The organism is Flavihumibacter petaseus NBRC 106054 (assembly GCF_000974785.1).
GTDB lineage: Bacteria > Bacteroidota > Bacteroidia > Chitinophagales > Chitinophagaceae > Flavihumibacter > Flavihumibacter petaseus.
In genome coordinates this window covers 907,027-926,951 of the sequence record NZ_BBWV01000003.1, presented here as the reverse complement: position 1 = coordinate 926,951, position 19,925 = coordinate 907,027, and the positions used below count along the sequence as shown (strand labels likewise).

Sequence of the window (19,925 nt, the reverse complement as noted above, 5' to 3'; positions counted from 1 at the left end):
CGACAATACATTAACGTTACAGCGATTTTGAATGACGACTTACATTGACTTAAACATATTTGACAGACTTGAAAAACTTGACAAATTAGACCAACCAGACAAAGAATCTTATCAGACCTTGCACAACTTACTGGGTGACAAAATGATTACTACCGCTTATTCTAATGCACATCTTAATGACTTATTTCGCGGGTACCAGAAAAACCCAGCATACATTGATGGACACTTAGCAAATATCAAATCTTATACAAAAAATCTTTGTATTTGCCAATATTGGGGCGAAAAAGCAGTAACATGGCATTACAGAGACATCAACGAATTCTTTCAAGAAAAAGTTGATGAGTGGGAATTTGAGCCAACTTCTTATGATGAGTTGTTTAAAGACTATCCGCTGATGCAGCAAACTTTAGAGTTATGTAAACAAGTCCCCCTGCCGCCAGATTTTAAAAAAGGATATATTGAACCAATGTTTGGCATTATGTTTCCGCTTTCAAAGATTCATAACAATCAATACGCTTTACAGTCGGACATTTACAATTTTCAATCAAGGCTTAAATCCGACTATGGACTTTATAAATCTTTTAGAACTTACCTTTTGACCAGTCTTAATAAAGTTAAAAACAATAAAGAATTAATTAAGTCCGTGAATTCTGGTTTTAAGGACTTGCCAAAACATCTTGAGTTGACAGACATTTTTGATGCTCACACTCCGAGAAATAAAACAAGCGACAATTCACTATATTCTAAAGTATTTGACGTTTATTTCAAGTATGACCTCGCAGGCTATAAAAGTGACGGACACTTTAATAATATGTTTGACGATGCCCTGCACACTTTTTATGCTGCTCATTTTGACTTCTTTGTTACTAATGACGACAGGTGTAAATACAAAGCAGAAAAGACTTACGACAAACTAAATATAAAAACTAAGGTTCTAAAGATTAACGAAATTGACGTCCTACAAAACTGCCTGTAACATGGGGTCCTTTGTAAAGTACTTTGTCCGAAATCATTGCTTGTTCCAAACAAAGGACAAATCTGGCAAAAATCTAGCTTTACATTTCAATATTTCTCTGTTCAATTTTAATGCAGATATTAAATTAGAGAAGGGATCTCCTTGACATGTGCATATCCAGGAAAATGAGCTCTTAAAAAACCTCCTTTGAAGCATTTAAGGCCATAAGCAATAAGATTGCTCCTAAAATTAAAGTCACCACAATACCCATACAACCAGCCTTATTCTTTTTCACTAAATCTCTAGTAATTTCCTCACCAGATAGAGCTTTACCCAGAATATTTAGAAATTCATCTTGAAGCCTACCAAGCGTGGCCGATTCCACTTTAGCACCAGCCGCAGGTGCAATTTCAGTAACAAACAGTGTTTTGTTCTCTCCGGAATTTTTCAACGTAATAGACATTATTCCCGACAACATTCCGTTTACAGCTGCTATTCTATATGTATGGAAAACTTCATTTTTATCCCTAAGTAAATAGCTCCCGACGCTTGCTTCAATAATAGCATCAATTTTTTGCTTGATCTCTGACAAGGAATAATCTAGTTCAAGTTCTCGCTTTGGCGCTTGCATAGAAAAGGTTTTAATTTACCTTTTAAGATAACCAATAATTCTTTCAGTTTCGGTTGCTTTTGAACAACATTACAGAAATCAAGTTTTTATTCATGAGCTGGTATAAACTATCCGCTCCCCACTCCACCTTGCATGACCTTTTTCGATGGCCCGGGCGATTCCGGACACCATGGCAGCTTCAACATTGCCGCCTACCCTGCCAAAGCCGAATAATTTAGCAGTTTCGCGGACGAGATCCGGCTGCATCAGGCTGATCTGATTCCTCAACACCTCCTTTACCGCGTTGGCAACTTCATCTGGCGGCAAATCTTCCGCTTCTCTTTTTTCCCCTTCATTCGATGAAGTTCTGAATTCCGTATAATTTTCCGGCGCATGGCTGTTCTTCCAGAAGTAGTGGTTGTCGCCGGTTTTGATGGGCTTCAATCCCGCACTGTCAAACAGCAGCTCAAAATGACTGTTCAGCCGGGAACCCATTCTTGAAATGCCCCAGGCCGTCAATACCCGCTTGCATAAAAGGTTTCTACTGATGGGTGACTCTGCTTCCAGTACCCGCAGGATCTGGGCAGTGACCAGTGCGTGGTTTTGTGTAAGCAGGAAATCTTCCACGGATGCGGAATAAGCCATCGGAACGCGGCATGCTTCATAAGCTATAAACGACGACTGTCCAGCAAGGACGACATTGCTTGTTGCAGCAGTGACATCGCCAGGACCCATAGTGTCATCGCCGGTATTCATCGTCTCATTTCCTGGTGCCCTTGCGTGATGGTCTGGCGCTATTGCGTGGTAGTCTATTGCTGAAGCTTGATGGTCTGACGCATCGGGTATTGCATGGGCTTCCGCCTGCGTGATCGCTTCCAGGATGCCCGCCTTCACCCTTTCCGGGTGCTCCCACCATTCGGTGGACCATACCCGGTAGATCTTCCAGCCCAGCATCGCCAATACCTCCAGCTGCACGATCTCCCTGTCCTTCGAAGTATTGGCTTCATAATAATTCGTTCCATCGGTAAGCAGCCCCAATACATACCGCCCGGGATTCCGGCGGTCCACGATCGCGAGGTCTATCTTGTAATCGGAACACCCGATCCGGGTGTGCACGTCATACCCGCTCCTGCGAATCTCCTCCGCCAGCAACTGTTCAAACCCCGCATGCTCCTGTTGCGACGCAATCGCCCGCGCCGGCAACACCTCTTTCCCCTTTTCCGCATAAGCCAGGAACGCCTTCAGTCCTGCAACGCCCTCTGCTCCTGTCCTGTTCAGGTTGATCTGATCGGACCGCAGCGTTGAAAATACTTTCATCTCATACCGGGCCCTCGACACCGCCACATTCAACCGCCGCCACCCGCCTTCGCGGTTAATGGGACCAAAATTCAGGCTCACCCTGCCCTCCTGGTCCGGCCCGTAACACACGGAAAACAGGATCACATCCCGCTCATCGCCCTGCACATTCTCCAGGTTCTTGATGAACAAAGGTTCTTCACCACCCATGGCAATCTTTTCCAGGTCGGGACGAGATACAAATAATTCCGTCAGCAGATCCTCCACCAGGGTTTGCTGCACCGAACTGAACGTCACTACGCCAATGGTTTTCTGCCTCAATACGGGATCCGATAGCCGAAATGCGATTTCCTCCACAATAGCATCGGCTTCTGCCCTGTTCTGCCGGGTCTTCCCCTTATCATAATATCCTGCCACCGGCACCAGCTGAACCTTGCTCGACAGGTCATCCGTCGAGGGAAAGGTCAGCAGCTTGTTGTCATAATATTTCGCATTGCTGAAAGCGATCAGGCTTTCATGCTTGCTGCGGTAATGCCACAACAAATACTGCGAAGGCATCGACAACGCAAGGCAATCGTCCAGGATGCTTTCGAGATCTTCCTTCTCCAGGTTGTCTTCATCGATATTGTTGGTCGAAAAGAAATTGGTCGGCGGCATTTGCTTCGGATCCCCCACCACCACAACATTTTGCCCCCGCGCAATAGCCCCCACCGCCTCGCAGGTCGGCAGCTGTGATGCCTCATCGAATATCACCAGGTCGAATTTTTCGCCCCCGGCCTCGAAATACTGCGCCACAGAGATCGGGCTCATCAGCATACAGGGCGTCAGCCGCGGCAACAAATGCGATATGGCATCAAACAGTTTGCGGATGGACATACCACGGCCATTGCTCCGGATCGCGCGCTGCAATACGCCGATCTCGGAACTCTGGGAAGCTTCCTGCGTAAACGAGGGGATCCTTGCAGCCAGCCGCGCATACAATTCCTGCCGCGTGAGGGCCTCAAATTGTTTGCTCAGCGCCCTGAACCGCCTGATCTTGTCGCTGAACACCGCCCCATTGAATACGGTGAGTTGCGGATGGCTTTCGATAATGTATTCGGCAGCAGATTTAAACAGTCCGCGCTGATACTGCAACACCAGTTCGTCACTTTGAACTCCCCCGTTTTCAAAGGCTGTAACCACGGGCTGCAGTCCGCCCTGCAATGCCTTTTCTTTAACGGTGACCCAGCCAAACCAGTCCTTCAACAGGTGCAGGTGCTGCGACCAGTTCGTAACGATCCCCATCAACTGCTCCTTCCAATTGTCCCCCGCACCGGGCAATGCCGGAGCGTCTACCCCCAGCAACGCCGAGAGCTCGTTCTCCAGCAACTGGATTTGCTGAAAGCCTGCTGTGTATTGTTCCAATGCCTGCCGGTGGAAATCAATATACCCCTTGCTGCCTTCTGAAAATTCATCCGACAGCTGTTGCCGCCAGTCCTTCAACCCGGCGCCGGTTCTCAGGGCTCCGGCAGTACGGTTGATCAGCAGGAAGGTCTCACAGACCGCCGTTATCTTCTTCCAGTCCGCCTCGCCGCTATTCCACAAAAATCCCAGCACACCGTGCAGACCGGTGGCCTGATCCAGGTGTTCCTGCTCCTGCTGGAAATCAATGATGCGTTGTAAGATCGCGGGGCTTTCGGCTTTCTCCACCACCCCTGCTTTGCTGTATGCTTTAAGGTTTTTGGCCAGCGAACGCTGTTTCAGCCAGCGGGGCAGCCACCATTTGCCAACGGCAAGATTCCATTCCCCGAGCCATTGTGCTGCAGGAACGGCCAACACTTCCTTCCGGAAATTGTCCAGCAACTGCGACTGCAGCAAGTCTCTTAACAACCCATGCTGTGCCAGTACAGTCACCTGGGCCATGGTGTGCTCCGGGCTATCCACCCTGAAGATGCTTGCCGGGGCATCGTCCATCATCAGCAACAAACGGGACAACTTCACCAGGCTGTCCTCCTGTGCCCGGTTTACCACGGCACCGGTTAATTTGAGTATGCCCGCAACAGTGTCGGACTGCTCCCTGAACCGGGACAACCCCTGCTGGTAGGCTTCCAGCGCTGTCGCCGCCCGTTGCCGGATATCATTGCTGTAGGCCGGGGGCTTCAATGCCGCCAGGGGATGGTTGTTAGCGTGTTGAATGATCGTCCCCGCAGCCTGCAGGTCAGCAGCCAGGTCATCCCAACGGGAAAGGTCAGCCGAAGTCAGCGATGCGATAGCTGCCGCGTTAAACCAGACTTTATCTTCTCCCCCCGGCAGGTGACTGTATTTTTCAAACAACTCAAACAGCGAGTAACCGAAAGGATACTTTTTGTGCAGGGCTTCCACGTAAACATTCAATTCGTTCCTGAGGTCAGCAAGCCGCTGGGCCTCCTGCTGGTAGTTTTCCGGGGGCCTTCTCGTCGCCACCTGTGCCGCTTCTTTCAATTGTTCGAGCACGGCAGACTTCCTCGATTTATTGGAATGTAGTTCAAGACAGAATGGCCCGATCCCGATCGACTCCAGCCGGCTTTCCACCACATCCAGCGCCGCCTTCTTAGCCGCCACAAACAATACCCGCTTGCCCTCATACAGCGCGTTGGCGATCATATTGGTGATGGTCTGGGATTTCCCCGTGCCCGGCGGACCGTGCAACACAAAACTCCTTCCCTTGCTTGCGCTGACGATGGCCTGCAACTGCGACGAATCGGTGCTGATGGGCAGGGCAACATTCGCAGGATGCAGGTGGTGGTCCATTACCTCGTCCACCGATACGGTTTCTTCGGCGGGCCATTCCAGCTTCCCGGAAAGCAGGCTGGCCACTACCTTGTTCTTTGCCAGCTCTTCGGCATTATTATGGATATCGTTCCAAAGGATAAACTTGCTGAAAGAGAAAGTGCCGAGCAGGGCCTGCTCCTCTACATCCCAGCGTTTCTTCGCCATCACGGCCTGCCGGATGATACTGAACACCGTTCTGACATCCACGCCGTTCCCGTCCCTGGGCAGCGTTTCCAGTCCGCCGATCGTGATCCCAAAATCATGACGGATCATTTCCAGCAGGGTAATGTTCATGATCGTCTCTTCTTCCCTGCCCCGGATAACATATCCCCGCAGGGCAGTCTTCCGGATGATCTCCACCGGGATCAGCAGGATCGGCGCATACCGCGCTTTTTCGCTCAGGTCTGTTTCAAACCATTTCAGCAATCCCAGTCCCACGTACAGCGTATTGGCGCCATTCTCCTCCATGGACAACCGCGAAGACCTGTAAACATTGGTCAACGCGATATTCAGTTCAGCATCGGGCAGGTAACTCCGGATGCGTTGGTGCGAAAGTTCATGTTTGACGAGTTCAGCGACGGGATCGGAAAAATGAACCGCCTGGTAGAGCCCGGAATCCCTTTCGCCTTTTTCCCAGTCCGTTGGCCGGCCCAGCACCTGGAATTCCTCCCCGTTGGCCAGCGCATCTTCCAGCGCGGCCACATTGGTGGTCATGAATTGGATAACGCTTTTGGTCAGCCGGGTATTCAGCAGGCTGTTCCGGAGGGTAAGGTCCAGCAGTTTCCGCTCCCACAGCCGTTGTTTGGTCACATCGATCCGCGATACATTGACCACGCCGGGGCCGGCAACGATTTCTTCCGGCAGCTTGTTTTCGCGGATCGTTACTTCCGGTTCCTGGATCTGCCAGCCCGTTGGCGTGAGCATGCGCAGGGGAATGGGCCGGATGCCACTGAACCGCGCGCGCTTTAGGTCTATAAAGAAGATGAAATTTTCAGTATCGGCCATTTTCGCATCAGCAGACCTTACTGCTTCATCAAAGCTGACCTGGTGGCCCGCAATCATGCAGGTAGCTTCCACCACCACGATCTCATTGATGCCATCGGCCGATCGTTTGGAAATCAGCGATGGATCGTCATTGACGGTATCAGCAAAAGTTTCGTTGATGAGCCAGGCGCCGGCAAATGCGTGTTCTTTGACCATTACGATAAAAGCATGCAGTCCTACCGCTTCAAGACAGGCTGCATACAGCAGGGAGAGATCCAGGCAGTTGGCCAGGCGTTGGGAGAAGATGGCGTCTGCCAGGCGGATCCGCTGGCCGCTTTGCTCGAAGCTGGCGGGCACGGAGCAGTAGACCAGTTGCAGTTCGGCGATCGCTTCGTAGATGGCCGCCATTTGTAGCCGCACCCGGTTAGGGTTGCGGGTCTGGTATTCATCAAAAGACGGGCTGCCCGTCCATTGCTGTAAAATTGCTGAGGCCCTCAGGATTACTTTGGGGATCTCCGGGTGATTGGGCGTGATGAAAGCTGCCAGCATTTCCGGCATCAGTGATATGCCTGACCATTGATCGTAGGCCAGGATCTCAACCGGGTAAGCCTGCCGGAATATGGTTTCCTCACCCCGATTCAGCGAAACGATGAAATTGCCTGCCACTTTCTCGGTCAGGGATGCCAGGTAGTTACCTGAAATATTCAGCGGAATGGTTTTGACCTCATGGGTCTGGCGTTTGGCCAGAAAAGCAACGGATTGCGTCCACGAAGCGGCAAACTCAGCATCAGCAGCAACTTCAACAGTGATGTTGTGCCAGTCCTGTTCAGTATTATTGGTAATACTGATAAGGCGAATAACCGGTACATGATTCTGGTGTAATGCAAAGTTGATCGCCGGGATTGCGGAGAAAATGACGTTATCTGGCATAAGGCTTTTTCAGCGGTATGGAAAGTATCACTAAAATAGCCTGTTTCCCCGGAAATATTCCCTGCTGTCGCGGCAAATTAACTTTCCCTTGCCTTCAGTATACCTTGACTTGTATGGAAGAAAGTCCTATTATTATGGCCGAAAGTCACAACATCACCAACCTTATCACATGACTAAACGCTTCCTGGCTATTTTCATGACATTTTGCTTTTACAACGCCTTTTCCCAGAAACTATTGACTTCCTGGAGTCAACGAAATATTGAAAACTATACCAGGGAAATGTACGACGCTGCACGCTGTCTGTTCTGTACCTGATTCAACCATTGAAAGCCGGCTTAATAACGAAGTAGATTTCATAAAAGATAAACCGAAATATAAGGACAAGGGAATGATCAACATTATTATCAACTGTAAAGGTGAAGCCGTACAATGTAAGGTTGTCAACAAATCAAAAAGCCCCATTCTGGATGAACAAGTTCTAAATGTATTTAAATCCCTTACTTCCTGGAAACCTGGCAGGCTAAACGATAACGATGTTGATAGTATGAAGCTTTGGAGCTACGAAGTTAAGGACGGGAAAATAACCTTGCGATGAAATCAACCCTGCTGACCATCTTGTTATTTTCTTTCTGTTTATGCTGTAAATCCCAGGCAAAATCAGATTTACCACGACTGGTAAAATGGTCAAGCGAATCCTGCGATCCTACTTTTGATCCATATCGCCTGAGAAACAGGATCAGCAGTATTGAACACACTGATTCCACAACCATCTTCACCATTCATTTCTCCGAAAATTGCTGTGTATCTTTTGCACCACTCATCAGTTTTCAGAAAAACAAATTGACCCTGTTGCCATACCCGGAATATCAAGGAGACTATTGCTCCTGCAATTGTTGCTTTTCCATCCGTTATGAAATTTCCGGGTTGGATAACAGGAAATACCAGGTTTATTTCAATGAGGCAGAAGTAGTACTAACGGAGGACTATTACAAAACGGTTCCTCCATCTGCCAGGCTGTATAACGGCAGATCCATTAACAGGTCAAATAAATTTGGCTTCAGGGAAGGTTTATGGATTGAATTCTTTAAAGATGGTCATGAAAAGTCTGTCACGCAATATCCGGATCAGTCATTGTTTTTCGATCCAGACCCCCTTTGGTCAAAAACATACTATCCTTCCGGGCAACTTTCCGGGTATATCAGAACAGACACTTCAGAGTCCTGGTTCGACAACGGGCAACCTGAGTCGCAGTTTATTACCCGCAAAGGAGGAGATACAAGCTTTTATAGCGGATACCGAAAATATAATGCCCAACAGCTGGCGCAGGAATTTTCAGAAAAGTCCTATCCGACAATTTTTACCAGTGAATTCGATCCGCAGTATAAGCAGGAGGGTTCGATTACTGAAATAGTTTTTAAAAAGGAATACTTCCAAAACGGAAATCCCAAATTCGTGTATGGGAAAGATACCAGCGTTTCCTGGTTCGAAACGGGTCAGATTGAATCTAAAAGGTACCGGAACGGGAAAAAGCAGTTTAACCAGAAAGGCAATTTGACCGAACAATCCTTCTCCTGGCTGGAAAAAGGACCTGAGCACTGGCGAAATCTGGAGAACACCTTGTATGTTCAGTTTTATCCAAATGGGAAAATCAGAGAAATTGAATTGGTCAGAGATGAACCTACCGAAGATGGTATCGCCCCGGGCGTTCGCTACACCTGGGCCTGGGATAAAAAAATGCATTTGACAGAATCTCCAGAAAATTGGACAGAACCACTTCCTTGGACCAGGTTTCCAGCGCTACGGGTAAGGCCCTGAAAGCTGACAATAAAACTCTAAATAGCACGATATTCATATTCACCAATCGATTCGAATCATGAAAAAATTTGCAGTCCTATTGATGACCATTATCTCTGCCAGCTGTTGCTTTAGCCAAACTTCAAATTCGTATAACGAATACTTAGGAAAATTATGCCAATGTTACCCAAAAGACACCACCAAATTCAATACCATGGAGGATATGTCAACTGCCCTCGGCAAATGCATGGATCAAATGGATACTGTGTTACGCAACAAGGCAATGAGGGAAAAAGGCATCACCGGGACAGCTGTAGAGCACCTGATACAGTTTGAACGCGTATTTTCTGTGGATCTGATTAAGACATGTCCGGGATTTACAGCCTCAGTTGAAAAAGTTTCTGCTAAACAAAAAAAAGCCGTCCCTCACCTGCCAATTGTTGACACACTATCAGAAAAGGTGTGCAGTTGCCTGCAATCGAAAGGTGTGCCATCCTCAAAAAGTATCGCGACGGAAAATATCACAGCGTGTTATACACAATCCATCCTACAATATTTTGACGAAATTCTCAGGCAGTACAAAATTGATGCAGATACTGAAGTCATGTTGTCAGGTATTGGAGAACTGACCAGCAAGTTGGTTATGGAGAACTGCAAATTCTATAAGGAAAAGCTTAACCCCATTCTGACGAAAGAATAATGCCAATTGGCAAACGTCACCACAATTTTGCCAATAAATCAGGATACATATGCCATTTGACAAATATTTGGAGCTGGTTGGCTAAATCATGCCAGAACTTCCGCAAATGTTTGACCTTAGCATCAAAATGAAATAACTACAGGAAATGAATAAGTCAACAGTAGAAGAAATAAAAGAAAGGTTTGACAATGATGTAGAAAGATTTTCCAACCTTGATACAGGACAGTTATCAACAATAGATGCTAAAATCTCGCTGGAACTTATCACAGAAGCCGCAAAAAGAATTGTTCCGCATGCTGAATACCTGCTGGATGTTGGTTGTGGGGCAGGAAACTATTCACTCATGATGCTCACAAAAATTCCTGATCTGCATTGCACGCTGGTAGATTTGAGCAAACCCATGCTTGACAAAGCATTTGAAAGAGTATCTCTGCACACAAAAAACAATGTGACCACATTACAGGGAGACATCAGGGAAGTTCAGCTGGATGAAAACAAGTATGATATTATCCTGGCAGGCGCTGTTTTGCATCATTTAAGGGATGACCAGGATTGGGTAATGACGTTTACCAAACTTTTCAAATTGCTCAAACGCGGCGGTTGCCTGATGATTTCTGACTTAATCACACAAGACACAGAAATATTGAACGAGTACACCTGGGAGCGATATGGCGATTACCTGGAAGGGTTGAATGGAAAGGAATATCGTCAAAAAGTACTGGACTATGTGGCTAAAGAGGATTCTCCCAGGTCAATGAATTATCAGCTGGACCTTATGAAACAAGTTGGTTTTAGTAAAGTTGAAATCCTGCACAAGAACATGTGCTTCGGAGCATTTGGCGGAATTAAGTAATATCACCCGGGAAAATCAGCATGCTTAAGTTCGTGACCTTATCCATCGTACTGGCAACTTCGCTGTCGGGCTGTAAAGAAAAGCCGGACAAAAACAGTGCCCCCGAACAAGTATTGACTTTGATGACTTACTTTGACAGCAGCAGGTTAGCTGAATTTGACACAGTAAGTTTTACAAAAAATATACCCAGGGGAAGTAACTTCTGGATGGTTACTGATGGAGAAACATACAGCTATACTTACCAGCATAGCTTTCCAGGTTCCTTTTTTGAGGACTATACCTTCCCTGTGGCAGATAGCATGGAAAGGATCTGGATTTCAAACCATGCTCTATTCGTTAAATCGTTTCCGTTGAAAGTAGAATTGCCGGACAAAAACCTTGAAATGATTATGAATGGTAATGGCCTAATTGACATAAGTGTTTCACTGTACAGTATGGATTGCGAAGAGAAGGCTCCCCTGCTATACAGTGCAATGGATCCTAAAGCTCTTTTTGCGGAAACCAATCCTTTCGGGTATTTCAGAAAAAGGTCCAAAACCATGGATAGTCTTGGAGTGGAAGATATTGGCGGTCCGCCTTCCAGTATGGGAAATTACATTACACTTCAGGTAAAGGGGCAGCCGGGGTACTTTGATTATCTGCCAGGCAAACTGGTGATGAAAGACAGCTACCGTCACTATTTTGACAGTGTGGTCGCAACTGCCAAAAGGATAAATGAGCATTGGATATGGCGAAAGTAATGTTTCACCAGGCGAAACTCAACACCTATGATAGTAAACGCAGAAATAACAGACCAACCAAAATCGGGGCAATACCCTGAAAAAATATATGACTTTCAAAGTGCGTGGAATTCTCAGGCATGGACGTTTGTTAGGTTCACAAAAGAAGATTGTTCTGAGTGGTGTGGGCACTTTCGCGGCGCGCCACGACACGTGGCAATTTCAAAAAAATCAAATACCATTCTTGTGCTGACATCTCATTATTTATTTCAACTTGGTAGTAAAGCGGGTGAACTGATTAATTTGGAAAATCATTCAATATATCAAAATTTAACTGTTGACCCGGAGGGAAACTTTGTTCTTGCCGACTACTTTGAAATCGAAATAATCAGAGACAGCATTAAATACAAGGAAAAAGTCGCTAGCCCAATTGCAATGGACATGATACAATTCGAAAAGTGGATAAATGAAAAACTGGAATTTACTTGTGATGCGTTTCTAAATTGGCACAGACACCTGACAATGACTTACAATAGTCAAACTGGTAAAATAGAAATTCAGGAAGAAAGCTATTAATTGCTTTCAATGTTAAAATCCGCTGACTATCAAAGACAACCAACCTGAACGAAAAAAACCTTGTTGAGCAAGCCGGTGGTGACTTGGGAATCCGAGATATAATAGCCATGATCCTTCGCAATCCGTAAGCGTTTCCTTCGGGTTTCGTTCGTTAATTTAACGAAGCACTCCTCTGAAATGCCGAAGCACAGCCGAAGGCAACCCGAAGAAAGCTGCTGTAAACGGAATAATCTGGGGTGTAAATGGCTTAATAATACCATTCACTACATTTTCTGAAACAAACCGCAGGGCGAATGTATTTTTGGGTTGCGTGTAAATAAATTCGTTCAAACCATTTTCATGAACGGCCAGATGCCAGCTATTCGCTGAGTTCCCTGCAAAGTGCATCCTGCATGGCGCTCACTGATCCGGCATATCGTGACAATTATCTTTCCTGGCTGCCGGTAGCCTTGCCACTGTCGGATGGATAAAGAAGTGTTCAAAAAACACTTTATTGAACTGAATATTCATTATATTGGAATACCGGCAATGGAATCGAAAATTACACTTCAGGTCATTCTTATCAAACCTACGCGCGGAGTGGTTTTTGGAGTGCAGTCAGGCTCAGGTAATGATTACGAAACAGTTCAAAAACAAATCCCTGCTTCCGGGGATTTGTCGTTTACGTTTACGGTTACCGTGAAGGGTGACCCAATCAAGGATACGCTTCCTGACTTTTCAGGCAGCTATGTCCAGGGAACCCGGGGCGGCAGGTTTGTATATATAGACATCGGAACGTATGCAGGTCAATCCGGCTCCCCCTGGGCGAGGCGATTGAAAATTCCGTTGACCGGAATTACCTGGAACGACATTGACGCCTTATCCGGAAATGCAATGCTGCAGGCAAAGGTTCCCGGTACGGACAAAGACGGCGGACCAAATTGTGCGACCCTTAAGCCATTTGACGGCTGGCATCTCAGGCAGGCATAAACGAAAAACCGCTCCATATGACATGTAATTTTAAAAGTCTGGCCAAATCCTCCATCATCGGGTTTGCCGTATGGGTTTTGTCTGCATCCGCGATGGCCCAGGATGGCACCATCTATCCCCTAAAAACCCCTGCCGAACCAAACGCCATCCTGCTCGGTACCGGCGGTGTTGCGAATCAGCCGGCCACGGAAACCTGGTTCCGCCAGTGGGGCGACCCTATGGCGCGGAACATTACCACGGCTACCCTTACGCCCTTTCTTCCTAAACCGGGCAAAGCAACTGGAACAGCCGTGATCGTGGCGCCGGGCGGCGGATTCCGGTGGCTATCGATGGGCAACGAAGGCTGGGAAGTGGCACAGGCACTGGCTGACAAAGGAATTGCGGCTTTTGTGCTCAAGTACAGACTCTATCCTACCCAGGAATCGCTGGATGAGTTCGCCGCATGGATGAACCGCCCGCGACCGACGCCTCCTCCTTCCACCGATTCCTCCAAAAGCGTGACGCCCCCCGGTCCGCCTAAAATGGATCTGTCCAACCAGCTGGCGGATGCCGAAGCCGCCTATGCCATGATCATCAAACGTGCCAAAGAGTGGGGCGTAGATACCGCCAGGATCGGCATGATCGGGTTTTCGGCCGGCGCCGGCCTTACCATGCATTCAACGCTTAACTCCAAGACAATGAAACTGGCTTTCATCGGCCCGATCTATGGCGGCATGGGACCAGTGGAGGTGCCAAAAAATGCGCCTCCCATGTTCAGCGTGATCGCTACAGATGATTTTCTTTTCAACGGACATTTTGGAGTAGTAGAATCCTGGTTCAAAGCGGGTATACCCGTGGAGTTTCACCTTTACCAGAACGGCGGCCACGGTTTCGGGTTGGGAAATCCCGACAAAACCAGCAACCGGTGGTTTGATGCATTCCTGTACTGGCTGGAAGTCAACCGTTTTCTCAAACCGAAATCCAGCTAAAGCATTAAATTAGCAGCGCTCCCTGGTAAACTACTTAATCCTTCCCATGAAATTGGTTTCAATTTTCGCCTTATTCAATTTCCTTTTATTGACATCATGCAGTGACCATTATGTTCAAAAAAAGGAAACAGGCTTAAAGGCTCAGCCAACGGGAGTAACTGCTTTCCATAATTTTTTGAAGAAGTTTAAAATTGTCCAATTGCCGTTTTACTACAAGGGCTGGACAGATGAAACAATTGACATTTCCAAACTGGCTACATTGGATCAGCACTCTGGTGACACGGCATTTTATGACATCAGTGATGAAAATATCAAATGCTATGGAATACTATCTGACACAACAAACTTCTATAGCCTGATCTACTTCAGGATTGGAGATGCACCGGTACCAGTTTTGGCAACCTATTCAAAAAAAGGTAAAATGCTCGACAACCAGGATCTGCTTTGCTATGGCTGCGGAAGTGATTTCGGCCTGGAATATTGTAGTTACACTGCCCAGATAAAAAAGACATTAGACATCTATATTGCTGACACGTCAGTTTATTCCGGCCAAAACGATAGCCTGGATCTGGATAATGTCAAAAAATCTGATTCAACATTTATCAATTACAAGACAGGCAAAATCGAATTAAATGGAAAAATTTCTATCGGCCAATTGCAAAGTGTAAAGAAAGAAAACAGTGAATAACTACAAAACCGTCACTCCATGAAGTTAAGGATCACCTGGCAGTTTGTGGTTGCATTTTTCGCCCTCAACATGATCATGGGTGAACTCCATGAACAGGTGCATATTATTACTGGCTACCTGGTTTGTGGCTGTTATGGTCCGCGGGATATTTCTTCCTGGAGCACCTGTTCCAGCTGCACGCATCCTTCATGGGCTTTTTTAGCCACTCTAACCGGCCCGTTGTTTTCTTGCGCACTGATGTGGCTGGGTGCATGGCTGTTCACCCATAGCAGCAACGCCTCAAAACAATCCTTTGGCTTTTCGTTGTTATTTGCCAACCTACCCTTCGCCCGGATTTTTACTGCACTGGTTGGCGGAGGCGATGAAAAAGTCGTCATCCATCATCTCCTGGGGGAAAACACCCCAATACTTTTCGCCAGGATACTCGCCGCTTTGCTTGTTCTAATAATCTGTTTGCCACCAGTTATTCATTGCAGGGTTTCTTGTGCTTCCGCTCATTTATGGAATGATCTACCAACGGATGTTCCTCAATAAACTCCTGTATAGCGGCATTGGCAACAATACCGCGATGCTTGGAACCCCTGCTTTAATCCTGTTTCATGTAGGGATCATGGCACTCCTTCTTTTCCTTTTCCGAAAAAGCCTGTTGAATGCCTTTGGTTTTCCAGGTGCGACATTCTCAAACATACCATGAGCGACAAATCCTGAGATTTACTGTATAATACCTGGTACGTAAATGACACGCCCGAAAAACCGCGCACCAATTACGGGAACGCAATCCACATAAAAACGTTCATGGGTGCAAAACCGACAATGAGCTGGTTCACCTCCATGACTAGCTGCTGACATTAAAGTCAGCAGATAACGTGCGGATAGTCGAAAAACGGTATTGGCGATCTCGTAAAGAATAGGCTAAAGGGACTAATTTCGCCTCTAACCAGGAGCGATGGAATTATCCAGAAAAATAGCGCAGATCAGAAAACAGAAGGGCCTCACACAGGAACAACTAGCCGACCGCGCCAACCTCACCGTCCGTACGATTCAGCGGATCGAAAGCGGCGCAAGCGCCCCGAGAGCCTTTACCCTGAAGACCCTTGCCACAGCACTTGAGGTCAATTTTGACGAACTGATTGATCCCGCACCAGCTGACAATCAAATTCAAACCGACCCGGACAAAGACATTGATTTCCTGAAAACCCTGTGCCTTTCCTGCTTCTCTTACCTTATTATTCCTTTCATACATTTCCTTATTCCGCTGGCGCTGCTCCATAAAACAGGAAACCTGAACAGGGAAATCACTGCCTTTGCCCGGAAGATTATCCGGCAGCAGATCTTCTGGAAAGTTATTACCTGTCTCACGCTCCTGCTTACTCTGGCGTATAACCTGCTATCGGCTTATTATATCGGCAAAGGCTACCAGGTGCATTATTTATGGCCCTTCTTCATTATGTATTTTCTCAACGGCTTCCTTATCCTGCAGCGATGGCGCCAGATCAACGGGATGCGCCCCGACCTCCAACGGCTGGCATAAAGCCTTGAAAACCAGAATATGTCGTCTAAAATGTCGGGTATTTGTCGGGTAAATGGCGGCTGATGGCCTGATCAGCCACTATAGGTTTGCGTACATAAAAACGCAACCCAATGTTTAGATTGTCGACACTAATTATTGCTTCCTGTTTCCATTTTTCGGGTATCGTTGTTGCCCAATCCCCCTCGCCGGGCCAACTGATACTTCCGGCCAAAACCTGCACGCTCTCGTTTCAATGGCTGGCAGATACTACTACTTCCCCGGCAGAGCCCCATGCTGCCATGCTCATACCCGTACGATTGAAACACTGTCCGCGGACCTTCTACCTGCAGTTTGACCTTGGGGCACCGGCCTCCCTGCTCTACAGGAATAAGATTGATGCGATCAGGAAAAAATACCCGTCTGCTATTCCGCAGCAGGCTGCTGACGGAATACTGCAATACATTTCCCTTAAAGCCGGTAAAACGATGGTCAACGTCCGGGAAATATCCGTGAAACAATTTGACAGCACGGCCATCAACTGGAACCGGAAATCCGCCATAGAGATAATTGGTACATTCGGCGCTGACCTGATCGACGGCCGGGTCGTTGCCATCGACTATCCCAATTGCACGATCACGCTTTCAGACAGCCTTTCCCCGCGACAAAAAGAGAATTTAACCCTTGTGAATTTCATGTACACCAACCGGCGGGTATTGCTGCCGGCTATTGTCAACGGCAAAGCGACCATCCTGTATTTTGATACGGGCTCCAGCATGTTCAGCTTACTGACCAGTAAGGAAACCAGTCAGCAACTCGCCATCCCCGGCGCGCTGCCCGTTAGGCAGGAAGTAAACTCCTGGGGCAAATTACTCACAGCCTATACCCTTTCCACCAATGCCGGCATCGACCTGGCCAATACATCCCTGCCACTGCAGGCAACGACATGGATCGAAGGCGTCAGCGATGCCCAGGTGGCCCAGATGCTGCGCATGGGCATCGGCGGTATGACAGGAAACAAACTGTTCCTGGATCATGTACTGGTGCTGGATACAAAAAATCATTTGTTTGGCCTAAAACTGTCTTCGCCGCATTAAAAAAGGAAGCTTACCAGAACTTCCACCAGGGCTTGACCTTTCCACCCCCACAAATTATCTTTATCGGCAAGTACCCTAACACCTACACAAGAAACCTTATCATGCAACTTCAATTTGCCACGAGAAAGCTCTATCCGGATGAACTGCGCTTGCTGAAATTCCTGTTCAGTAAAAAAGAAAAACAAAGTGCCAGTAAAATCAGGTTCAAACACTACATCATAGCAGGCATCGTAGGAGGAGTGTGTACTTATATAGCCGCAAATATCCCGGACAGTTTCTGGACATTTTTTTTCGGTACTACCGCTGTCATTTCCTTTGGATTTATCGTTTTTACGCCATACGAAATTTATAAGGATAAAGTCAGGCATAAGGAATTCATGCAGCAATTAAATACAATTATTAACAGAGGGACTGTTGACACTTGTACGATACTTGCCAAAAGGATTGCCGTTGCGAAGGAGTTTGAAGATGAAGGGGATCTTTATATCATTGAGTATGAAACAGACAAGCTTCTCTACCTGTGGGACAACTTCAATATGCCACGTAAATTCCCTTGCCTTGAGTTTGAGCTTTATGAAGAAAATTTCATCAATACATTTGGCAGGCAGGTCTATCCGCTGAGTGGGCGTATCGAACCGGTGATCATCGACAGAAAAGCCAAATGGAACTACATGAAGAAGATCGGCGCTCCGGGGCATTTAGAAACCGAAACTAATAATTTCGATAGCTTGGTTAAAGTGTATAATAGTTATGGCGGATAATCATCTCACCTAAATCTCCAACAGGCCATTGTAAATCTATCGGGAAACGCGTTAACCTATTGAATATAACAAGACCTTATCATGAACATTCAAATCAATAAAGAACAATTCCATACTCCAGTCTTTTCAATACTATCAAGCAATTACATTACTTGGATCCTGCTTTTCATTACGATGTCCGCTACCATAACAGCTCATGGCCAGACTTCAGCCCCCATCAATACAGCAATCAACAACACATTAACCAGGACGCACATTAATATACCATTTACCCGGCTATACATTATTCCCCCTGAAAATTTCATTATTTCAAAATCCCTTAACGGACTTGACAAAGGTAATACTGCAACGATTAAAGTAGTCGACAATTTAGAGGGGAACTACTATTGGGAAGCAGAAAGATTTACGAAATTAAAAATTGAAAAAAAAGGTATAAGCGTTATTGATCTCAATAAAATTAAGGTTAACGGATATCCCGCAAAAATCGTCTCCATGCTGGAAGACCAAACGATAAAGCACTTAACTATCCTGTTTGGTGATTCAACCTTTGCAACAACTATCACGGCTACATATTCCTTAAACGATGAGGAAACTGAAAAAGAAATTATCACATCGTTGAATACAATATCGTATAAAAAAAATAAAGAAATAGACCCTTTCGAATCAGCCTACTTTTCCTTTGAAGAAAGCAACTCAAAATTCAAGTTCAGTGAATTCAGACCAAATGCATACATGTATACTATTAATGGAAAGAAACTCAAAAACACCGGCGATCCTTTGATAGCCATTTACCAATACCCGGTGGACAAATCCGTGACACCAGGAAGTATTACAGATGGAATTATTAGACAATTCAAACACCCTGGAACGAAGTATACAATCAAAAATTCATCTTCTGAGTCAATAAGCGGATATGACGCTTACACGGTGGAGGTATACCCCCAGGTGCAGGGAAAAAACAACGGCGTACTCTATTTCTGCGTGATAATCAAAGACGAAAAGGCGATTGATGTAAAGGGAATCGCAAATCATGATATTGAAAACAACCTGAAAGAGTTTAGAAAACTTGTAGCCGCCATTAAAATGAAATAAATACTCGATATTGACCTCTTTACCTGAGGCATGAACCTCCCAATTTCTTTCAGCACAACTTCCCGGTCCGGAAACACTCCAAAAAGCAGCAGCTGAATAGGGAAGGATGAACTGGGTAAGGTCGTCCATATGGGTCGCAGGATTAGTTTGTACTTTCTCGGCTTTGGACAAAGCCAGCGCAGGTACACAAAAACCGGCTTAACACCTGAAAAAATCCCCTGACGGATTACTATATTCGTACCATATCCAATCACGAACTGACATGACTTTTGAACAACTTGTTCCGAATGTTTACTATGTGAATATCAGGGACGGATTGAAAATGTTTTCCGACTGTTTGGGATTTGTGATCGGACATAGTGAGCTGGAAGCTGAAGAACCGTTTTGCGTATTGAATAAAGATGGATTAAGCATTTACCTTTTTGAACATGTTGCTCTTGCCAAAGAACACAATCCTGAGTTCAGACTGGTCACGAAAAACATTGAGATGATTTATGAAAAGGTCTCCCTATCCCATCCGGAATTTCTTCATCCCAATCTAAAACAGGTAACCATTCGGCCATGGGGTGCCAAAGAATTTGCATTAAGGGATGAACAGGTTTGTATCATCATCCAGCAGTGGTAGTCATCATCTA

General features: G+C 46.3%; 18 protein-coding genes. 16 read left to right on the top strand and 2 right to left on the bottom strand.

Features of this window, described 5'->3' with window-relative positions; genetic code table 11:
- Positions 1-31 precede the first annotated feature (31 nt).
- Positions 32-976: a hypothetical protein gene (locus FPE01S_RS19270; protein WP_046370603.1), complete on the top strand. Its 945-nt coding sequence runs from the start codon at positions 32-34 to the stop codon at positions 974-976.
- 172 nt (positions 977-1,148) lie between these two features.
- Here FPE01S_RS19270 and FPE01S_RS19265 read toward each other — a convergent pair whose 3' ends face one another.
- Together FPE01S_RS19265 and proA are read right to left on the bottom strand one after the other, a co-directional pair.
- Complete coding sequence (locus FPE01S_RS19265; RefSeq protein ID WP_046370602.1) at positions 1,149-1,586, bottom strand: hypothetical protein; 438 nt, start codon at positions 1,584-1,586, stop codon at positions 1,149-1,151.
- Positions 1,587-1,676: 90 nt separating this feature from the next.
- Positions 1,677-7,565, bottom strand: a complete 5,889-nt coding sequence (gene proA / locus FPE01S_RS19260; protein ID WP_046370601.1) for an anti-phage protein ProA — start codon at positions 7,563-7,565, stop codon at positions 1,677-1,679.
- A 389-nt stretch (positions 7,566-7,954) separates the two neighbouring features.
- Between proA and FPE01S_RS26460 the strand changes: the two genes are divergently transcribed.
- The 15 genes from FPE01S_RS26460 (at position 7,955) to FPE01S_RS19175 (ending at position 19,915) form a co-directional block, all read left to right on the top strand.
- Entirely contained in the window at positions 7,955-8,161 is a 207-nt protein-coding gene (locus FPE01S_RS26460) for an energy transducer TonB (protein WP_369403734.1), read from the top strand.
- Positions 8,158-9,381, top strand: a complete 1,224-nt coding sequence (locus FPE01S_RS19250; RefSeq protein WP_046370599.1) for a hypothetical protein — start codon at positions 8,158-8,160, stop codon at positions 9,379-9,381. Before FPE01S_RS26460 ends, FPE01S_RS19250 begins: the two co-directional genes overlap by 4 nt.
- A gap of 58 nt (positions 9,382-9,439) precedes the next feature.
- A complete protein-coding gene (locus FPE01S_RS19245; protein ID WP_157474097.1) occupies positions 9,440-10,060 on the top strand; it encodes a hypothetical protein in 621 nt (206 codons plus the stop codon).
- A gap of 145 nt (positions 10,061-10,205) precedes the next feature.
- Entirely contained in the window at positions 10,206-10,913 is a 708-nt protein-coding gene (locus tag FPE01S_RS19240; RefSeq protein WP_046370597.1) for a class I SAM-dependent methyltransferase, read from the top strand.
- A gap of 20 nt (positions 10,914-10,933) precedes the next feature.
- A complete protein-coding gene (locus tag FPE01S_RS19235) occupies positions 10,934-11,653 on the top strand; it encodes a hypothetical protein (protein WP_046370596.1) in 720 nt (239 codons plus the stop codon).
- 27 nt (positions 11,654-11,680) lie between these two features.
- Positions 11,681-12,208 carry a hypothetical protein gene (locus FPE01S_RS19230; RefSeq protein ID WP_046370595.1) on the top strand — a complete coding sequence of 176 codons (528 nt, stop codon included), beginning with the start codon at positions 11,681-11,683 and terminating at the stop codon, positions 12,206-12,208.
- 462 nt (positions 12,209-12,670) lie between these two features.
- Entirely contained in the window at positions 12,671-13,177 is a 507-nt protein-coding gene (locus tag FPE01S_RS19220) for a DUF5990 family protein (RefSeq protein ID WP_217998237.1), read from the top strand.
- 17 nt (positions 13,178-13,194) lie between these two features.
- Positions 13,195-14,145 (top strand): alpha/beta hydrolase, encoded by a 951-nt coding sequence (locus tag FPE01S_RS19215; RefSeq protein ID WP_046370593.1) that lies wholly within the window; start codon positions 13,195-13,197, stop codon positions 14,143-14,145.
- Positions 14,146-14,344: 199 nt separating this feature from the next.
- On the top strand, positions 14,345-14,833 hold the full coding sequence (locus FPE01S_RS19210) for a hypothetical protein (RefSeq protein ID WP_157474096.1): 489 nt from the start codon (positions 14,345-14,347) through the stop codon (positions 14,831-14,833).
- Positions 14,834-14,851: 18 nt separating this feature from the next.
- Entirely contained in the window at positions 14,852-15,367 is a 516-nt protein-coding gene (locus FPE01S_RS25955) for a hypothetical protein (RefSeq protein WP_157474095.1), read from the top strand.
- Positions 15,368-15,779: 412 nt separating this feature from the next.
- Complete coding sequence (locus FPE01S_RS25125) at positions 15,780-16,364, top strand: helix-turn-helix domain-containing protein (protein WP_052956021.1); 585 nt, start codon at positions 15,780-15,782, stop codon at positions 16,362-16,364.
- 110 nt (positions 16,365-16,474) lie between these two features.
- A complete protein-coding gene (locus tag FPE01S_RS19190; protein WP_157474094.1) occupies positions 16,475-17,437 on the top strand; it encodes a hypothetical protein in 963 nt (320 codons plus the stop codon).
- A gap of 101 nt (positions 17,438-17,538) precedes the next feature.
- Entirely contained in the window at positions 17,539-18,198 is a 660-nt protein-coding gene (locus tag FPE01S_RS19185) for a hypothetical protein (protein WP_046370588.1), read from the top strand.
- Between the two features lie 81 nt (positions 18,199-18,279).
- Positions 18,280-19,290 (top strand): hypothetical protein, encoded by a 1,011-nt coding sequence (locus tag FPE01S_RS19180; protein WP_157474093.1) that lies wholly within the window; start codon positions 18,280-18,282, stop codon positions 19,288-19,290.
- A gap of 262 nt (positions 19,291-19,552) precedes the next feature.
- On the top strand, positions 19,553-19,915 hold the full coding sequence (locus FPE01S_RS19175; protein WP_046370586.1) for a VOC family protein: 363 nt from the start codon (positions 19,553-19,555) through the stop codon (positions 19,913-19,915).
- Positions 19,916-19,925 lie beyond the last annotated feature (10 nt).

Excerpts from the sequence above, each read along its gene's own strand:
- FPE01S_RS19270 (WP_046370603.1), top strand. The coding sequence starts at position 32 with ATGACGACTTACATTGACTTAAACATATTTGACAGACTTGAAAAACTT.
- FPE01S_RS19265 (WP_046370602.1), bottom strand. The coding sequence starts at position 1,586 with ATGCAAGCGCCAAAGCGAGAACTTGAACTAGATTATTCCTTGTCAGAG.
- proA (WP_046370601.1), bottom strand. The coding sequence starts at position 7,565 with ATGCCAGATAACGTCATTTTCTCCGCAATCCCGGCGATCAACTTTGCA.
- FPE01S_RS26460 (WP_369403734.1), top strand. The coding sequence starts at position 7,955 with ATGATCAACATTATTATCAACTGTAAAGGTGAAGCCGTACAATGTAAG.
- FPE01S_RS19250 (WP_046370599.1), top strand. The coding sequence starts at position 8,158 with ATGAAATCAACCCTGCTGACCATCTTGTTATTTTCTTTCTGTTTATGC.
- FPE01S_RS19245 (WP_157474097.1), top strand. The coding sequence starts at position 9,440 with ATGAAAAAATTTGCAGTCCTATTGATGACCATTATCTCTGCCAGCTGT.
- FPE01S_RS19240 (WP_046370597.1), top strand. The coding sequence starts at position 10,206 with ATGAATAAGTCAACAGTAGAAGAAATAAAAGAAAGGTTTGACAATGAT.
- FPE01S_RS19235 (WP_046370596.1), top strand. The coding sequence starts at position 10,934 with ATGCTTAAGTTCGTGACCTTATCCATCGTACTGGCAACTTCGCTGTCG.
- FPE01S_RS19230 (WP_046370595.1), top strand. The coding sequence starts at position 11,681 with ATGATAGTAAACGCAGAAATAACAGACCAACCAAAATCGGGGCAATAC.
- FPE01S_RS19220 (WP_217998237.1), top strand. The coding sequence starts at position 12,671 with ATGGATAAAGAAGTGTTCAAAAAACACTTTATTGAACTGAATATTCAT.
- FPE01S_RS19215 (WP_046370593.1), top strand. The coding sequence starts at position 13,195 with ATGACATGTAATTTTAAAAGTCTGGCCAAATCCTCCATCATCGGGTTT.
- FPE01S_RS25955 (WP_157474095.1), top strand. The coding sequence starts at position 14,852 with ATGAAGTTAAGGATCACCTGGCAGTTTGTGGTTGCATTTTTCGCCCTC.
- FPE01S_RS25125 (WP_052956021.1), top strand. The coding sequence starts at position 15,780 with ATGGAATTATCCAGAAAAATAGCGCAGATCAGAAAACAGAAGGGCCTC.
- FPE01S_RS19190 (WP_157474094.1), top strand. The coding sequence starts at position 16,475 with ATGTTTAGATTGTCGACACTAATTATTGCTTCCTGTTTCCATTTTTCG.
- FPE01S_RS19185 (WP_046370588.1), top strand. The coding sequence starts at position 17,539 with ATGCAACTTCAATTTGCCACGAGAAAGCTCTATCCGGATGAACTGCGC.
- FPE01S_RS19180 (WP_157474093.1), top strand. The coding sequence starts at position 18,280 with ATGAACATTCAAATCAATAAAGAACAATTCCATACTCCAGTCTTTTCA.
- FPE01S_RS19175 (WP_046370586.1), top strand. The coding sequence starts at position 19,553 with ATGACTTTTGAACAACTTGTTCCGAATGTTTACTATGTGAATATCAGG.